Genomic DNA, 17,941 nt, shown 5'->3' with positions numbered 1-17,941 from the left:
GGCCGAGCTGATCCTGGATCCGGTGTCGGATCCGGTGGCGGAGTTGGCGGCGTTGGAAGTGGTGCCGGAGGTGGTGTCCGTTGTGGTCGGATCGGCCGGGTACGGGGATGTGGTGGGGGCGGTGCATGTGTTGGCCGCTCGTGTTCTGGGGTTGGTGCAGGGGTGGCTGGCCGATGAGCGGTGTGGTGGTTCGCGGCTGGTGGTGGTGACGCGGGGTGCGGTGTCGGCGTGGGCGGGGGATGTGGTCGCTGATCTGGGGGCCGCGGCGGTGTGGGGGTTGGTGCGGTCGGCGCAGTCGGAGAATCCTGGCCGGTTCGTGCTGGTCGACCTGGACGGGCAGGAGCTTTCGGCGTCGGTGCTGTCCGGGGTGCTGGCCTCGGGTGAGCCGCAGGTGGTGGTGCGTGGGGGTGAGGTGCGGGTTGCCCGGTTGGTGCGGGTGACATCCGGCTCCGGTTCAGGTTTCGCCGGTGGCTTCGGTGCTGATCCTGGTTCTGGTTCGGGTGAGGGACGTGTCTGGGATCCGGAGGGGACGGTGTTGATCACTGGTGGGACGGGTGGTCTGGGGGCGTTGTTCGCGCGGCATGTGGTGGCCGAGCGGGGGGTGCGGCGTCTGCTGCTGGCCGGCCGCCGGGGTCTGGACGCGCCCGGCGCGGTGGAGTTGCGGGCGGAGTTGGTCGCGCATGGGGTCGAGGTGGAGATCGCCGCGTGTGATGTGGCCGACCGCGACCAGGTGGCGGCGCTGCTGGCGCGGGTTCCGGCCGATCACCCGTTGACCGCGATCATCCATACCGCGGGTGTGCTGGACGACGGGACGATCCCGTCACTGACGGCCGGGCGGTTGGACGCGGTGTTGCGGCCGAAGGTGGACGCGGCCTGGCACCTGCACGAACTCAGCGCGGACCTGGATCTGGCGGGCTTCATCGTGTTCTCGTCGGTGGCGGGGACGTTCGGTGGGGCGGGGCAGGGCAATTACGCGGCGGCGAACGCGTTCCTGGACGCGCTGGCGGAGTTTCGGCGGGCGCAGGGTTTGGCGGGGTTGTCGCTGGCGTGGGGTCCGTGGGCGCAGGAGGCCGGGATGACCGGCGGGCTGGATGAGGTCGATCTGCGGCGGATGGCGCGGATGGGGATGCTGGCCCTGACGGTCGAACAGGGACTGGCGTTGTTCGACGCGGCGGGTGCGGTGGATCGCGCGGCGGCTGTGGCTCCGGTCCGGCTCGATCTGGCGGCGGTGCGGGCGGGTGGTGAGGTGCCGTATCTGCTGCGGGGGTTGGTGCGCGGGGTTCGCCGGTCGGCGGTGTCGGGGTCGGGGTCGGGTGACGGTGTGCTGGTGCGGCGGTTGGCCGGGTTGGGTGAGGCTGATCGGGTGCGGTTCGTGGTGGAGTTGGTGCGGGCGCAGGTGGCGGTGGTGCTGGGGCATGTCTCGTCGGAGTCGGTGGAGGTGCGTCGGGAGTTTCGGGAGTTGGGTTTCGACAGTTTGACCGCGGTGGAGTTGCGTAATCGGTTGAGCGGTGTGACGGGGTTGCGGTTGCCGGCGACGTTGGTGTTCGACTATCCGACGCCGGTGGTGCTGGCGGAGTTCCTGCTGGGTGAGTTGCTGGGGGAGCGGGCCGATGAGGGTGTGCTCTCGCCGGTGGTGCGGTCGGTGGCCGATGATCCGGTCGTGATCGTGGGGATGGCGTGTCGTTATCCGGGTGGGGTCTCCTCTCCGGAGGATCTGTGGCGGCTGGTCGTTGAGGAGACCGATGCGATCACTGGTTTCCCGACGAATCGGGGGTGGGATCTCGGAACGTTGTACAACCCGGATCGGGAGAGCCGGGGCACCAGTTACGTGCGTGAGGGTGGCTTCCTGCACGAGGCCGGGGAGTTCGATCCGGGGTTCTTCGGGATCTCGCCGCGTGAGGCGCTGGCGATGGACCCGCAGCAGCGGCTGCTTCTTGAGGTGTCCTGGGAGGCGGTCGAGCGGGCCGGGATCGATCCGGTCTCGCTGCGCGGCAGCCACACGGGCGTGTTCGCCGGGGTCATGTACCACGACTACGCGACCGGTGTGGAGTTTCCACCGGAGGTGATGAGCTTCTCCGGTACCGGGAGCGCCGGCAGTGTCGCGACCGGCCGGCTGTCCTACACGCTCGGCCTGGAAGGGCCGGCGGTGACCGTGGACACCGCGTGCTCCTCCTCACTGGTGGCGATGCACCTGGCCGCGCAGGCACTGCGCTCGGGTGAGTGCTCGCTGGCGCTGGCCGGTGGCGTGACGGTGATGGCCACGCCGAACTCGTTCATCGACTTCAGCGCACAGGGCGGTCTGGCCGCAGACGGGCGGTGCAAGGCGTTCGCCGACAGCGCCGACGGCGCGGGTTGGGCCGAGGGCGCGGGCATGCTGGTGCTGGAGCGGTTGTCGGACGCTCGGCGCAACGGTCATCAGGCGCTGGCGGTGGTGCGGGGTTCGGCGGTGAATCAGGACGGTGCGTCGAACGGGTTGACGGCGCCGAACGGTCCGTCGCAGCAGCGGGTGATCCGCCAGGCGCTGGCCGGGGCTGGGTTGTCGGCGTCGGATGTCGACGTGGTCGAGGCGCACGGCACCGGCACCACGCTGGGTGACCCGATCGAGGCGCAGGCCCTGCTGGCGACGTACGGTCAGGACAGACCGGACGACCGGCCGCTGTTGCTGGGTTCGATCAAGTCGAACATCGGTCACACCCAGGCCGCGGCGGGTGTGGCGGGTGTGATCAAGATGGTCATGGCGATGCGGCATGGGGTGCTGCCCAGGACGCTGCACGTGGATGCACCCTCGTCACATGTGGACTGGGCCTCGGGGGCGGTGGAACTGCTGACCGAGCCGACGGAGTGGCCGGAGGCCGACCGTCCGCGTCGGGCGGGTGTGTCGTCGTTCGGGATCAGTGGCACCAACGCGCATGTGATCGTCGAGCAGGGGCCGGAGGAGGCGCGGGTCGCGGTCGAAGCGCGGGACCGGGTGCCGGATGTCGTCGTGGAGCCGTCGGTGGTTCCGGTGGTGGTGTCGGGTCGTACGGCGGAGGCGTTGCGGGCGCAGGCCGGGCGGTTGGCGTCGTATGTGGGCAGCGACCCGGGTCCGGTGTTGAGGGATGTGGCGTTCTCGCTGGTGGCGACGCGGTCGGCGTTCGAGCATCGGGCGGTGGTGCTGGCCGAGGGCCGTGATGGTGCGCTGACCGGTCTCGGCAGGCTGGCCGAGGGCCTGCCGGGTGCGGGTGTGGTGTGCGGGGTGGCCGGGGCGGAGCCGCGCCTGGCGGTGTTGTTCACCGGTCAGGGGAGTCAGCGGGCGGGGATGGGCCGGGAGTTGTACGCGCGGTTCCCGGTGTTCGCGGCGGCGTTGGACGAGGTGGTCGCGGAGCTGGACCCGCTGCTGGACGGGTCGTTGCGCGAGGTGCTGTTCGCCGAGCCGGGCACGGCCGGGGCGGAGGCGCTCGACCAGACCGGGTGGGCGCAGCCGGCGTTGTTCGCGCTTGAGGTGGCGTTGTTCCGGTTGGTGTCCTCGTGGGGGGTGCGGCCGGGTGTGCTGGCGGGGCATTCGGTCGGGGAGATCACCGCGGCTCATGTGGCCGGGGTGCTGTCGCTGGCCGACGCGTGCGCGCTGGTGGCGGCGCGCGGCCGGTTGATGCAGGCGCTGCCGCAGGGCGGGGCGATGGTGGCGGTGCGGGCCTCCGAAGAGGAGATCGCCGGGCTGCTGGCGGGGCGTGAGGGTGAGGTGTCGGTCGCGGCGGTGAACGGTCCGGCTTCGGTGGTGATCTCCGGTGCAGAGGAGTCGGTGCTGGAGGTGGCCGCCGCCCTGGAGGCTCAAGGGGTTCGAGCCAAGCGGTTGCGGGTGTCGCACGCCTTCCATTCGCCGTTGATGGACCCGATGCTGGAGGACTTCCGGGCCCTGGCCCGCACCCTGACCTACGGCCCGCCGCAGATCCCGCTGGTGTCGACGGTGACCGGGCAGGTGGCCACGGCCGAGCGGTTGTGTTCGCCGGATTACTGGGTGGAGCAGGTGCGTGGCGCGGTCCGGTTCGCCGACGGGGTGCGCACGTTGCACGCCCAGGGGGTGCGGGCGTATCTGGAACTGGGCCCCGACGGGGTTTTGACCGCGATGGCCGATGACACCCTCGCCGGCGTGGACGAGGCTGTCCATTCGCGGGTGGCCACCGAAGGCTCGGACCCGGTGTTGGTGTCGGCGCTGCGCGGGGGCCAGGACGAGCAAACGACGATCATGATGGCTCTGGCCGGGCTGCACGTACGCGGGGTACCGGTGAGCTGGCCGGCCGTGTTCCCGGGTGCCCGCCGGGTGGAGTTGCCGACGTACGCCTTCCAGCGTCAGTGGTTCTGGCCGAGTGGCAGGCGGGCCGGAGATGCCGAAGGCCTCGGACAGGTTGTGGCGGGGCATCCGCTGCTGGGTGCCGCCGTGGGCCTGGCCGACACCGATGAGGCGCTGCTGACCGGTCGTATCTCGCTGGGGTCGCATCCGTGGCTGGCCGATCACGCGGTGGGCGGGGTGGTGGTCTTCCCGGCCACCGGGTTCCTGGAGTTGGTGGTGCGGGCGGGTGATGAGGTCGGTTGTGATCTGGTCGAGGAGCTGACCCTGACCGCGCCGCTGGTGCTGGGGGAGGACGACGCCTTCGCGGTGCAGGTGCGGGTCGGGCCCGTGCGCGGGGCGGGTCGGCGTGAGGTGAGCGTTCATGCCCGGCCGGCCGGGGCTGGTGATCAGGAGGTGTGGGTGCGGCACGCGGTCGGTGTGCTGGTGGCCGGTGGCCAGGTCGGGGAGCGGTTCGATGTCGGGGTGTGGCCGCCGCGGGGTGCGTCGGTGGTCGAGTTGGACGGGTTGTATGAGCGGCTGGCCGAGGGTGGGCTGGGTTATGGGCCGGTGTTCCAGGGGGTGCGGGGAGCTTGGCGGGGTGCGGACGGTGTGATGTTCGCGGAGGTGGTTTTGCCGGAGCAGGTGGGTGATGCCGGTTTGTTCGGGTTGCATCCGGCGTTGCTGGATGCGGCGTTGCATGTGGTGGCCTTCGCCGGGTTGGAGGGTGCTGGGGGTGTGCGGTTGCCGTTCTCGTGGGGTGGGGTGTGTCTGCGGGCGGGTGGGGCGTCGGTGTTGCGGGTGCGGTTGGCCTGGGTGGGTGAGGATGCGGTGTCGTTGGTGGCGGTGGACGCGGCCGGGGAGCCGGTGCTGTCGGCGCGGTCGCTGATGCTGCGGCCGGTCGCAACAGAGCGGTTGGCCGTCTCCGGCAGCGGCGGTGCCGTTGGGGACGCACTGTTCCAGGTGGAGTGGACGGCCATGGCCGGTGTACCGGAGGCCGATCCGGTGTCGGTGGCGGTGCTTGGCCTGGACGTGTTGGATGTCGCCGGGGCATGTCAGGCGGACGGACAAGCGGCCGCGGCTTACCCGGATCTGGCGTCGTTGGTGAAGACGGGGCCGGTGCCGGGTGTGGTGGTGGCCGGGCTGGTGTCGGATCCGGCGGGTGGGGTTGTGGAGTCCGCGCATGGGCTGGCCGCTGACGCTCTGGGTTTGGTGCAGGGGTGGCTGGCCGATGAGCGGTGTGGAGATTCGCGTCTGGTGGTCGTCACGCGGGGCGCGGTCGTGGTGGGGGATGGGGAGGTGGTCGCGGACGTGGCGGCCGCGGCGGTGTGGGGTCTGGTGCGGAGTGCGCAGTTGGAGAATCCGGGCCGGTTCGTGCTGGTCGATGTGGATGGGCGGGAGTCTTCACGGTCGGTGCTGCCCGGGGTGTTGGCCGGGGTGTTGGCGTCCGGTGAGCCGCAGGTGGCGGTGCGTGATGGTGAGGTGCGGGTGCCGAGGTTGGCGCGGGTGGCGCCCGGCTCTGATGTGAACGGGGGCGGTGTCCGGGTCTGGGATCCGGAGGGGACGGTGTTGATCACTGGTGGGACGGGTGGTCTGGGGGCGTTGTTCGCGCGGCATGTGGTGGCCGAGCGGGGGGTGCGGCGTCTGCTGCTGGCCGGTCGGCGGGGTCTGGAGGCTCCGGGTGCGGTGGAGTTGCGGGCGGAGTTGGTCGCGCATGGGGTCGAGGTGGAGATCGCCGCGTGTGATGTGGCTGATCGCGATCAGGTCGCGGGTCTGCTGGCGCGGGTTCCGGCCGATCATCCGTTGACCGCGATCATCCATACCGCGGGTGTGCTGGATGACGGGACGATCCCGTCACTGACGGCCGGGCGGTTGGACGCGGTGTTGCGGCCGAAGGTGGACGCGGCCTGGTATCTGCACGAGCTGACCCAGGACATGGATCTGGCTGGGTTTGTGGTGTTCTCGTCGGTGGCGGGGACGTTCGGTGGGGCGGGGCAGGGCAATTACGCGGCGGCGAACGCGTTCTTGGACGCGCTGGCGGAGTTTCGGCGGGCGCAGGGTTTGGCGGGGTTGTCGCTGGCGTGGGGTCCGTGGGCGCAGGACGCCGGAATGACCGGGGGTCTGAACGATGCTCAGATGCTCCGGTTGACCCGTGTCGGCATGTCGGCGCTCACCCCGGATCAGGGGGTCGCGCTGTTCGACGTGGCCGTCCGTTCGGGTGAGTCGGCTGTGGCTCCGGTCCGGCTCGATCTGGCGGCGGTGCGGGCGGGTGGTGAGGTGCCGTATCTGCTGCGGGGGTTGGTGCGCGGGGTTCGCCGGTCGGCGGTGTCGGGGTCGGGGTCGGGTGACGGTGTGCTGGTGCGGCGGTTGGCCGGGTTGGGTGAGGCTGATCGGGTGCGGTTCGTGGTGGAGTTGGTGCGGGCGCAGGTGGCGGTGGTGCTGGGGCATGTCTCGTCGGAGTCGGTGGAGGTGCGTCGGGAGTTTCGGGAGTTGGGTTTCGACAGTTTGACCGCGGTGGAGTTGCGTAATCGGTTGAGCGGTGTGACGGGGTTGCGGTTGCCGGCGACGTTGGTGTTCGACTATCCGACGCCGGTGGTGCTGGCGGAGTTCCTGCTGGGTGAGTTGCTGGGGGAGCGGGCCGATGAGGGTGTGCTCTCGCCGGTGGTGCGGTCGGTGGCCGATGATCCGGTCGTGATCGTGGGGATGGCGTGTCGTTATCCGGGTGGGGTCTCCTCTCCGGAGGATCTGTGGCGGCTGGTCGTTGAGGAGACCGATGCGATCACTGGTTTCCCGACGAATCGGGGGTGGGATCTGGAGGGGATCTATGATCCGGATCCTGCTCGGGTGGGGACGTCGTATACGCGTCATGGTGGGTTTTTGCATGATGCCGATGAGTTCGATCCGGGGTTCTTCGGGATCTCGCCGCGTGAGGCGTTGGCGGTCGATCCGCAGCAGCGGTTGTTGCTGGAGGTGTCGTGGGAGGCGGTGGAGCGGGCCGGGATCGAGCCGGGGACGTTGCGGGGGAGCCGGACCGGGGTGTTCACCGGTCTGATGTACAACGATTACGGTCTGGCGCTGGGAAACGCCGCAGGCCGGGTCCACCAGGCCACGACTGACGAGCGGGTCGTTCAGCGCGACGCCGTCGAGGGCTACGAAAGTACCGGGACCGCGCCGAGTGTGGCCTCGGGCCGGGTGTCGTACACGCTGGGGTTGGAGGGGCCGGCGGTGACGGTGGACACGGCGTGTTCGTCGTCGCTGGTGGCGGTGCATCTGGCGGCGCAGGCGCTGCGGTCGGGGGATTGCTCGCTGGCGCTGGCGGGTGGGGCGACGGTGATGTCCACTCCGAACACCTTCATCGGGTTCGCCCGGCAGCGTGGTCTGTCGGTGGACGGGCGGTGCCGGTCGTTCTCCGAGTCGGCCGACGGGGTCGGCTGGTCGGAGGGTGTCGGGGTGCTGGTGTTGGAGCGGTTGTCGGACGCTCGGCGCAACGGTCATCAAGTGCTGGCGGTGGTGCGGGGTTCGGCGGTGAATCAGGACGGTGCGTCGAACGGGTTGACGGCGCCGAACGGTCCGTCGCAGCAGCGGGTGATCCGCCAGGCGCTGGCGAGCGCGGGGCTGAACTCGTCCGAGGTGGACGCGGTGGAGGCGCACGGCACCGGCACCACGCTGGGTGACCCGATCGAGGCGCAGGCCCTGCTGGCGACGTACGGGCAGGACAGATCGGACGACCGGCCGCTGTTGCTGGGTTCGATCAAGTCGAACATCGGTCACACCCAGGCCGCGGCGGGTGTGGCGGGTGTGATCAAGATGGTCATGGCGATGCGCGAGGGCGTGGTGCCGCGCACGTTGCATGTGGACGAGCCGTCCTCGCACGTGGACTGGAGCGAGGGCGCGGTCGAGTTGGTGACCAAGGTGCGATCGTGGCCGGAGGCCGACCGTCCGCGCCGGGCGGGTGTGTCGTCGTTCGGGATCAGTGGCACCAACGCGCATGTGATCGTCGAGCAGGGGCCGGAGGAGGCGCGGGTCGCGGTCGAAGCGCGGGACCGGGTGCCGGATGTCGTCGTGGAGCCGTCGGTGGTTCCGGTGGTGGTGTCGGGTCGTACGGCGGAGGCGTTGCGGGCGCAGGCCGGGCGGTTGGCGTCGTATGTGGGCAGCGACCCGGGTCCGGGGGTGAGGGATGTGGCGTTCTCGCTGGTGGCGACGCGGTCGGCGTTCGAGCATCGGGCGGTGGTGCTGGCCGCTGATCGTGATGGTGTGCTGACCGGTTTGGGTTCGCTGGTCGAGGGCCTGCCGGGTGCGGGTGTGGTGTGCGGGGTGGCCGGGGCGGAGCCGCGCCTGGCGGTGTTGTTCACCGGTCAGGGGAGTCAGCGGGCGGGGATGGGCCGGGAGTTGTATGCGCGGTTCCCGGTGTTCGCGGCGGCGTTGGACGAGGTGGTCGCGGAGCTGGATTCGCTGCTGGGCGGGTCGTTGCGGGAGGTGTTGTTCGCCGAGCCGGGGTCGGCCGGGGCGGAGGCGCTCGACCAGACCGGGTGGGCGCAGCCGGCGTTGTTCGCGGTGGAGACGGCGCTGTTCCGGCTGGTCGAGTCCTGGGGGGTGCGGCCGGAGGTGCTGGCCGGGCACTCGATCGGGGAGATCACCGCGGCGCACGTGGCCGGGGTGTTGTCCCTGTCGGACGCCTGCGCGCTGGTGGCGGCGCGCGGCCGGTTGATGCAGGCGCTGCCGCAGGGCGGGGCGATGGTGGCGGTGCGGGCAGCCGAGGAGGAGGTCGCCGCTCTGCTGGCCGGGCACGAGGACCAGGTGTCGGTCGCGGCGGTGAACGGCCCGACCTCGGTGGTGATCTCCGGTGCCGAGCAGCCGGTCCTCGATGTCGCCGCCGCTTTGGAGGAACGGGGGGTCAGGACGAAGCGGTTGCGGGTGTCGCACGCGTTCCATTCGCCGCTGATGGAGCCGATGCTGGAGGACTTCCGGGCCCTGGCCCGGACGCTGACCTACGGCCCGCCGCGGATCCCGGTGGTCTCCACCCTGACCGGGGAAACCGCCACCGCCGAGCAGCTGTGCTCGCCGGACTACTGGGTGGAGCAGGTGCGTGGCGCGGTCCGGTTCGCCGACGGCGTGCGCACGTTGCAGGCCCAGGGGGTGCGGGCGTATCTGGAACTGGGCCCCGACGGGGTGCTCACCGCCATGGCGCAGGACGTTCTGACAGCCGAGGCCGGTACGGACGCGCCCGCGGGTTCGGCGCGCGACACCGGGACAGGGCCGGCGGATCCGGACGTGCTGCTGGTGCCCGTGCTGCGCGGGGGCCGGGACGAGCCGAACACGGTGATGACGGCGCTGGCCGCCCTGCACGTGCGCGGGGTGCCGGTGGACTGGTGTGCGGTGTTCCCCGGCGCCCGCCGGGTGGAGGTGCCCACCTACGCCTTCCAGCACCGGCGTTTCTGGCCGAGGCCTTCGCCCGCTCGCGCCGGCGATGTGACCGACGCCGGGCTCGGCGCGCCGGACCATCCCTTGCTGGGAGCCGCCGTTGAGCTGGCGGGCGGCGACGAGGTGCTCTTCACCGGCCGGTTGTCGGTGCGTTCCCAGCCGTGGCTGGCCGATCACGTGGTGTCGGGCCGGGTGGTGGTACCGGCGACGGCGTTCCTGGAACTGGCGATCCGAGCCGGTGACGAGGTCGGCTGCGCGCGGGTGGACGAGCTGACCCTGGCCGCGCCGTTGACGCTGCCCGAACAGGGCGGTGTCCAGGTACAGGTGCGGCTGGGCGAGCTCGACGAGAGGGGACAGCGGCCACTGAGCGTGCACGCGCGGCCGGAAGGCGAGGAGGAGCGTCCCTGGACGCGACACGCGGGCGGTCTCCTGGCAGTCGACGAGCCTCTTACCGCCCCCGATGCCGCACCGCCGTTCGACACGACGGTGTGGCCACCGGCCGGTGCGGAGCCGATCTCGTTGGAAGGCTTCTACGAGGGACGGGCGGCGGACGGTTTCGACTACGGGCCGGCGTTCCGCGGTCTGACCGCGGCCTGGCGATGCGGCTCGGACATGTACGCCGAAATCGGTCTGCCCGAGCAGGACGCGGCCGAGGCGGGTTCGTTCGGTGTGCATCCGGCGCTGCTGGACGCGGTGCTGCACCTGTGCCTGCTCCTCGACCAGAGCGAGGAGGCCCGGCGTAAGGTGCCCTTCGCGTGGGAGGGCGTGTCCTTGCACGCGGCGGGAGCGTCGGCGGTCCGGGTGCGGTTGTCCTGGGCCGGACCGGACGCGATGTCGATCGCGATCGCCGGCGCGGGCGGTCCGGTGGCCTCGGTCAGGTCGCTGACCCTGCGAGCCCTCTCGGACGAGCGGGCCGCCGGCTCGCGGGCGATCGGCAGGGACTCCCTGTTCCGGCTGAACTGGGTCCCGCCGGTCGCCCCGACTCCGCCGGTATCCGCGGTGTCGCCGAACACGCTGGCAGTAGTGGGTCCGGACGACTGGGGTCTCGCCGAAGCCCTCGCCGCCGCCGTGGGCGGCCCCATCAGGACAGGTGCCGACCTGCGGTCGCTGGGAGAGGCGTACGACGGCGGTGCTCTCGTGCCGCGCACGGTGCTGGTAGCGGTGGCCGGAGACCCGGGCGACGAGATGCCGGCGGCCGCGCACAGTCTGGCGTCGTCCGTGCTGGACCTGGTGCGATGCTGGCTCGCCGATGAGCGGTTCGCCGGTTCGCGACTGGCGTTCCTCACCCGGGGTGCGGTGGACGGCGACGAACCGGCTGCGGCGACGGTGTGGGGGCTCGTGCGTGCCGCCGAGGCGGAGCACCCAGGCCGGTTCGTACTGGTCGACCTCGACCGTGACCACACGGGCGCGTCGGCGGCCTCGATCGCCGCGCTGCCGCCGGCCCTGGCCGCCGCCGAGCCGCAGCTGGTGATCCGGGACGGTGCCGTGCTGGCCGGTCGGCTGGTCCGGGTCTTCCCGCCCGCTGAGCCACCGGGCCTGGCCTGGGACCCCGCGGGCACGGTGCTGATCACCGGCGGCACCGGCGGCCTGGGCGGCATGCTGGCCCGCCACCTGGTGACCGCGCACGGCATCAGACACCTGATGCTGGCGAGCCGTCGCGGTGACCGGGCGGAGGGTGCCGGCGAGCTGGTGGCGGAGCTTACCGGGCTCGGTGCCCGCGTGACCGTCGTGGCGTGCGATCTGGCGGATCGCGACGCCGTCGCCGGCCTGTTGGCCGGGGTGACCGCCGAGCACCCGCTGACCGCGGTGGTGCATACCGCGGGCGTACTGGACGACGGTCTGATCGGCACGTTGACGGAACGGAGCCTGGAGACGGTGTTCCGGTCCAAAGTGAACGCGGCCTGGCATCTTCACGAGCTGACCCGAGACGAGAATCTGTCCGCATTCGTACTGTTCTCGTCGGTGGCGGGGACGTTCGGGACGGCGGGCCAGGCCAACTACGCGGCGGCGAACGCCTTCCTGGACGCGCTCGCCCGCCGCCGCCGGGCCGAGGGCCTGCCGGGGCTCTCACTGGGATGGGGCCCGTGGGCCCAGGCCGGTGGCATGACCAGCGGCCTGAGCGAGGCCGACATGGGCAGGCTCGCCAGGCGCGGGATGCTCCCGCTGTCTCCGGATCACGGTCTGGCGTTGTTCGACGTGACGGTCACGGGCGACGAACCGGCCCTGGTGCCCGCGCGCCTGGATCTGGCGGCATTCCGTACCGGCCAGGACGTCCCATTCCTGCTCCGGGGGCTGGTCCGGTCGTCGGCCCGCCGGCAGGCGACGGCCGCAGCGGCGACCGCGCTCGCCGATCGCGTCGCGCCGCTTGGGGCGGGTGAGCGGACGGCCGCCCTGCTGGAGCTGGTCCGCGACCAGATCGCCCTGGTGCTGGGCCACGCGGACGGCGACGCGATCGAGCCGCTGAGCAGCTTCCAGAGCATGGGCTTCGACTCGCTGACCGCCGTCGAGGTGCGCAACAGGCTGTCCGCGGCCACCGGGCTGCGCCTGCCCGCGACACTGGTGTTCGACTACCCGAACGTCACGGCGCTGACGGAGTTCCTGCTGGCGGAGTTGCTGGGCGAGCACGGCGGCTCGGTGGCCGCGCGGACGGTCGCGCAGACGGACACCTCGGCCGGTGACGATCCCGTGGTGATCGTGTCGATGGCATGCCGGTACCCGGGCGGAGTGACCTCCCCCGAGGACCTGTGGCGGCTGGTCACCGAGGGCGCGGACGCGATCTCGGCGTTCCCGGCCTCTCGTGGCTGGGATCTGGAGTCGCTGTACGATCCCGGCCGCGAGCGCCGGGGCACCAGCTACGTCCGCGAAGGCGGATTCCTGCACGACGCCGGGGAGTTCGATCCCGGGTTCTTCGGGATCTCGCCGCGTGAGGCGCTGGCGATGGACCCGCAGCAGCGGCTGCTTCTTGAGGTGTCCTGGGAGGCGGTCGAGCGGGCCGGGATCGATCCGGTCTCGCTGCGCGGCAGCCACACGGGCGTGTTCGCCGGGGTCATGTACCACGACTACGCGACGAGCGCCGATTTCCCGCCGGACGTGGTGAGCTTCATGGGCACCGGCACGGCCGGCAGCGTCGCGTCCGGCAGGCTGTCCTACACGCTCGGCCTGGAAGGGCCGGCGGTGACCGTGGACACCGCGTGCTCCTCCTCACTGGTGGCGATGCACCTGGCCGCGCAGGCACTGCGCTCGGGTGAGTGCTCGCTGGCGCTGGCCGGTGGGGTGACCGTGATGGCCACCCCGGGGGCGTTCATCGACTTCAGCGCGCAGGGCGGGCTGGCCGGCGACGGCCGGTGCAAGTCCTTCTCCGAGGCCGCCGACGGTGTCGGCTGGTCCGAGGGCGTCGGGATGCTGGTGCTGGAACGCCTGTCCGACGCGCGGCGCAACGGCCACCAGGTGCTGGCCGTCATGCGCGGGTCGGCGGTGAACCAGGACGGCGCCTCCAACGGGCTGACCGCGCCGAACGGTCCCTCGCAGCAGCGGGTGATCCGCCAGGCACTGGCCGGCGCCGGGCTGGCAGCGGCGGACGTGGACGTGGTGGAGGGGCACGGGACCGGGACGAGACTGGGCGACCCGATCGAGGCGCAGGCGCTGCTGGCCACCTACGGTCAGGACCGGCCGGATGACCGCCCGCTGCTGCTGGGCTCGATCAAGTCGAACATCGGCCACACCCAGGCGGCCGCGGGCGTCGCCGGTGTGATCAAGATGGTCATGGCGATGCGCCACGAAGTGCTGCCGGGCACGCTGCACGTGGACACGCCCTCGTCGCACGTGGACTGGGACCAGGGCGCGGTGGAGCTGCTCACCGAGCACCGCCCCTGGTCGCAGATCGGGCGGCCACGGCGGGCCGGGGTGTCGTCGTTCGGCATCAGCGGGACCAACGCACACGTGATCCTCGAACAGGTGCAGCCGACCGTGGACGCGGCAACCGGTTCGGCGCCGGGTGCCGTGCCGGGTGTGGTTCCCCTGCTGCTCTCGGGGAAGACGAGTGACGCGCTGCGGGCCCAGGCGGCACGCCTGCTGTCGCGGATCCAGGACGATCCGGACGCCTCCCCCGTGGACATCGGGTTCTCGCTGGCGACGACCCGCTCGGCGTTCGAGCATCGGGCGGTGGTGCTGGCCGGTGACCGGGACGAGCTGCCGGCGGGCCTGGCGGCGGTGGCGGACGGGCATTCGGCGCCCGGGGTGGTCCACGGACGTGGCACGCGGCCGGGCAGGCTCGCGCTGCTGTTCACCGGGCAGGGCGCGCAGCGGGCCGGAATGGGCCGCGGGCTGTACGAGCGGTTCCCGGCGTTCGCCGAGGCTTTCGACGCCGTGCTCGCCCACCTGGACCCCGAACTGGACCACCCGCTGCGCGAGGTGATGTTCGGCGACACCGGACTGCTGGACCAGACCGGCTACACCCAGCCGGCGCTGTTCGCGCTGGAGGTGGCGCTGTTCCGGCTGGTGGAGTCCTGGGGCGTCGAGCCGGACTTCCTGTCCGGGCATTCGATCGGCGAGATCACGGCCGCGCACGTGGCCGGCGTGCTGTCGCTGGAGGACGCGTGCCGGCTGGTGGCGGCGCGCGCCCGGCTGATGCAGGCGCTGCCGCCGGGCGGGGCGATGGTCGCCGTCCAGGCTCCGGAGCAGGAGGTGCTGCCGCTTCTCGCCGGGCACGAGAACGAGGTCTCCGTCGCATCGGTGAACGGTCCCGCCTCGGTGGTGATCGCGGGCGCCGAGGGGCCGGTCGCCCGGATCGCCGCCCGGCTGGAGGCCGAAGGGCGCAGGACGACGCGGCTGAGGGTGAGCCACGCGTTCCATTCGCCGCTGATGGAGCCGATGCTGGCGGAGTACCGGCGGGTGGCCGAGGGCCTGGTCTTCGCGCCGCCGCGGATCCCGGTGGTCTCGAACGTGACCGGCGAGCCGGCATCGGCCGAGGAGCTGTGCTCGCCGGGCTACTGGGTGCGGCAGGTACGGAGCGCGGTCAGGTTCGCCGACGGCGTGGGGACGCTGCAGAGGCAAGGGGTCACCGCGTACCTCGAACTGGGACCCGACGGGGTGCTCACGGCGATGGCCGAGGACACCGTGTCGGCTGGGCCGACCCAGGTGGGCGCGGTGCTGGTCCCGGCGCTCCGCAGGGACCACGACGAGCAGACCGCGATCATGACGGCGGTGGCGAGGTTGCACACGCACGGTGTCGCGGTGGACTGGCCGGCCGTGTTCGGGACCGCGTTCGCCGGTGCCCGCCGGGTGGACCTGCCGACGTACGCCTTCCAGCATCGATGGTTCTGGCCGAGCGGGCGGCGGGTCGGGGACGTCCGGGATCTCGGGCTCGCCGCGGCGGCGCACCCGCTGCTGGGAGCGGCGGTGGAGCTGGCCGGGTCGGACGGCGTCGTGCTCACCGGCCGTCTCTCGCTGCGGTCGCACCCGTGGCTCGCGGACCACGCCGTTGGCGGGGCGGTGGTCTTCCCCGGCGCGGGGTTGCTGGAACTCGCCATCCGGGCCGGAGACCAGGCCGGGTGCGACCGGGTGGAGGAACTCACCATGGCCGCCCCGCTCGTGCTCGGCGAGCGGGACGCGATGGCCGTACAGGTGTCGGTGGGCGCGCCCGACGCGTCGGGCCACCGCGAGCTCGGCGTCTACGCGCGGCCCGCCGACGCCGCCGATGACGAGCCATGGGTACGGCATGCGACCGGTGTTCTCTCCGGCGGCGGCCGCGCGACCGCGGGCCGGGCCTGGGCGTTCGACACCGAGGTGTGGCCGCCGCGGGGAGCGTCCGCCGTCGAGCTGGACGGCCTCTACGACCGGTTCGCCGAAGGCGGGTTCGCCTACGGGCCGGTGTTCCAGGGGCTGCGCGCGGTCTGGCGGCGCGGCGATGAGGTGTTCGCGGAGATCGCCCTGCCGGAGCAGGTCGGCGACGCCGACGCGTACGGCGTGCACCCGGCGCTGCTGGACGCCGCCTTGCACGCGGTGCCGTTCCTGGAGGCGGCCGAGCCTGAGGCGGGACGCCTGCCGTTCGCGTGGGGCGGGGTGCACCTGCACGCCGGCGGTGCGACGATACTGCGCGTGCGCGTGACCAGGACCGGTGCGGACGCGGTGTCGGTGACCGCGGTGGACCTGGCGGGAGCGCCCGTGCTCACCGCCGAGTCGCTGGTGTCACGCCCGGCACCGCCCGGCGGGCCGGGCAGTGCCGGTGACCGTCGAGCACCACGGGACGCGCTGTTCCAGCTGGAGTGGACACCTCTGCCCGAGGGGCCGGTCTCCGTCGCGGAGTTGGACGCGACGGTGCTGGACGTGACGGTGCTGGACGTGACGGTGCTGGACATGGCGCTGCTGACCGGGGACCTCGCCGCGCCGGACGGCCCGCTCGCCGCCCGGCCGGCGGGGGCACCGGACGCGGTGCGGGACGGTGCGCCGCGTGCCGTGGTCGTGGACGTGGGCTCGTTCCGCACCGCGGACTCCGCCCGATCCATGGACGTCGTCGCCGCGGTGCGCGAGTCCACCGCCCGCGTTCTGGGCCTCCTGCAGCGCCGGCTCGCGGAGGACCGGTTCGGCGACACCCCTCTCATCGTGGTGACGCGCGGCGCGGTCACCGTCCCAGACCACGACCCGGACCACGACCGCGTGATCGACCTGGCGGGGGCCGCCGTGTGGGGTCTGGTCCGTGCCGCGCAGGCGGAGGACCCCGGCAGGTTCGTGCTCGTCGACCTCGACCTGCCGGGGGAGCCGTCCAAGGCGCTGCTGTCGGCCGTGCTGGCCTGCGGTGAGCCGCAGGTCGCGGTGCGTGACGGGGTGCTGAGCGTGGCGCGCCTGGCGCCGGTGGCGCCGGGCGAGGACGACGGCGACACCGTACGGCGGTGGGACCCCGAGGGCACGGTGCTGATCACCGGTGGTACGGGCGGTCTCGGCGTCGAGGTGGCGCGGCATCTGGTGAGCGGGCACGGGGTACGGCATCTGCTGCTGGCGGGCCGCCGGGGGCCGGAGGCGCCGGGCGCCCCCGCGCTGCGGGCCGAGCTGGCCGCCTGCGGTGCCGAGGTCACCATCGCCACGTGCGACGTGTCCGACCGGGACGCGCTCGCCGGCCTGCTGGCCGCCGTCCCCGCCGAGCATCCGCTGACCGCGGTCGTCCACGCGGCGGGGGTGCTGGACGACGCGACGATTCCCTCCCTGACGCCTGAGCGGCTGGACACCGTGCTGTTGCCCAAGGCGGGGGCCGCCTGGCATCTGCACGAGCTCACCCAGGGCATGGATCTCGCCGCGTTCGTGCTCTTCTCGTCGGTGGCCGGCCTGGCCGGGGGCGCGGGACAGGGCAACTACGCCGCGGCCAACGCCTTCCTCGACGGCCTGGCCCACCACCGGCGGGCCGCCGGGCTGCCCGCGACGTCGCTGGCCTGGGGGCCCTGGGCGCAGGACACCGGGATGACCGGTGGCATGACCGGCGGGCTTGACGACACCGATCGGCGGCGGATGGCACGCGCGGGTATCCGTCCGCTGTCGGTGAGGCAGGGGCTCCGGCTGTTCGACGCGGCCGTCGCCGTGGACCGCCCGGTGCTGGCGCCGGTCCGGCTCGACCTGCCGGCGCTGCGGGCGGGTGAGGACGTTCCGCCGCTGCTGCGGGGCCTGGTGTCCGCCAGGCGCCGTACGGCCACGGGCGGGCGGCGACAAGAACCGGAGACCCTGGTGCGCGGCCTGACCACGCTCGGCGCCGCCGAGCGTGCCGAGGTGCTCCTGGATCTCGTACGCGCCCAGGTGGCGGGCGTGCTCGGGCATGCCCGAGCCGACTCCGTCGAACCGGACCGCGCCTTCAAGGAGCTGGGCTTCGACTCGCTCACCGCCGTCGAGCTGCGCAACCGGTTGAACGGCGCCACCGGGCTGCGCCTGCCGGTCACCCTGGTGTTCGACCACCCCACGCCGCTCGCTCTCGTGGACCACCTGCTCGACCGGCTCGGCCTGACCGAGCTGACGGGGTCCGCGGCGCTCCTGGCCGAGCTCGCGAAACTGGAGAAGGCCTTCACCGAGATGACCGTCGACATCGACGTGCACAAGCAGGTCGCGGCGCGGCTGGATATCTTGAAGGCCAAATGGGCGGCGCTGTCGCACGATTCCAGCGGCACGGAGTTCGACCTCGATTCGGCCACGGACAGCGAGATGTTCGAGATCCTCGACAACGAGCTCGGCCTGTCGTGA

At 72.3% G+C, this 17,941-nt stretch carries 1 protein-coding gene (running past one end of the window); it reads left to right on the top strand.

Annotated features, from left to right (window positions below; all coding sequences use genetic code 11):
• On the top strand, positions 1-17,941 hold the 3' portion of the coding sequence (locus ACFQVD_RS15065; protein ID WP_386368520.1) for an SDR family NAD(P)-dependent oxidoreductase. Its footprint begins 17,210 nt before the window's first position; the window shows 17,941 of its 35,151 coding nt (coding positions 17,211-35,151); its start codon lies beyond the left edge, outside the window; it ends in the stop codon at positions 17,939-17,941.

This window comes from Streptosporangium amethystogenes subsp. fukuiense (assembly GCF_042665875.1).
Classification (GTDB): Bacteria; Actinomycetota; Actinomycetes; order Streptosporangiales; family Streptosporangiaceae; genus Streptosporangium; species Streptosporangium fukuiense.
Note: the sequence above shows the minus strand (reverse complement) of the source record. Positions and strands in the feature narration are given on the sequence as shown.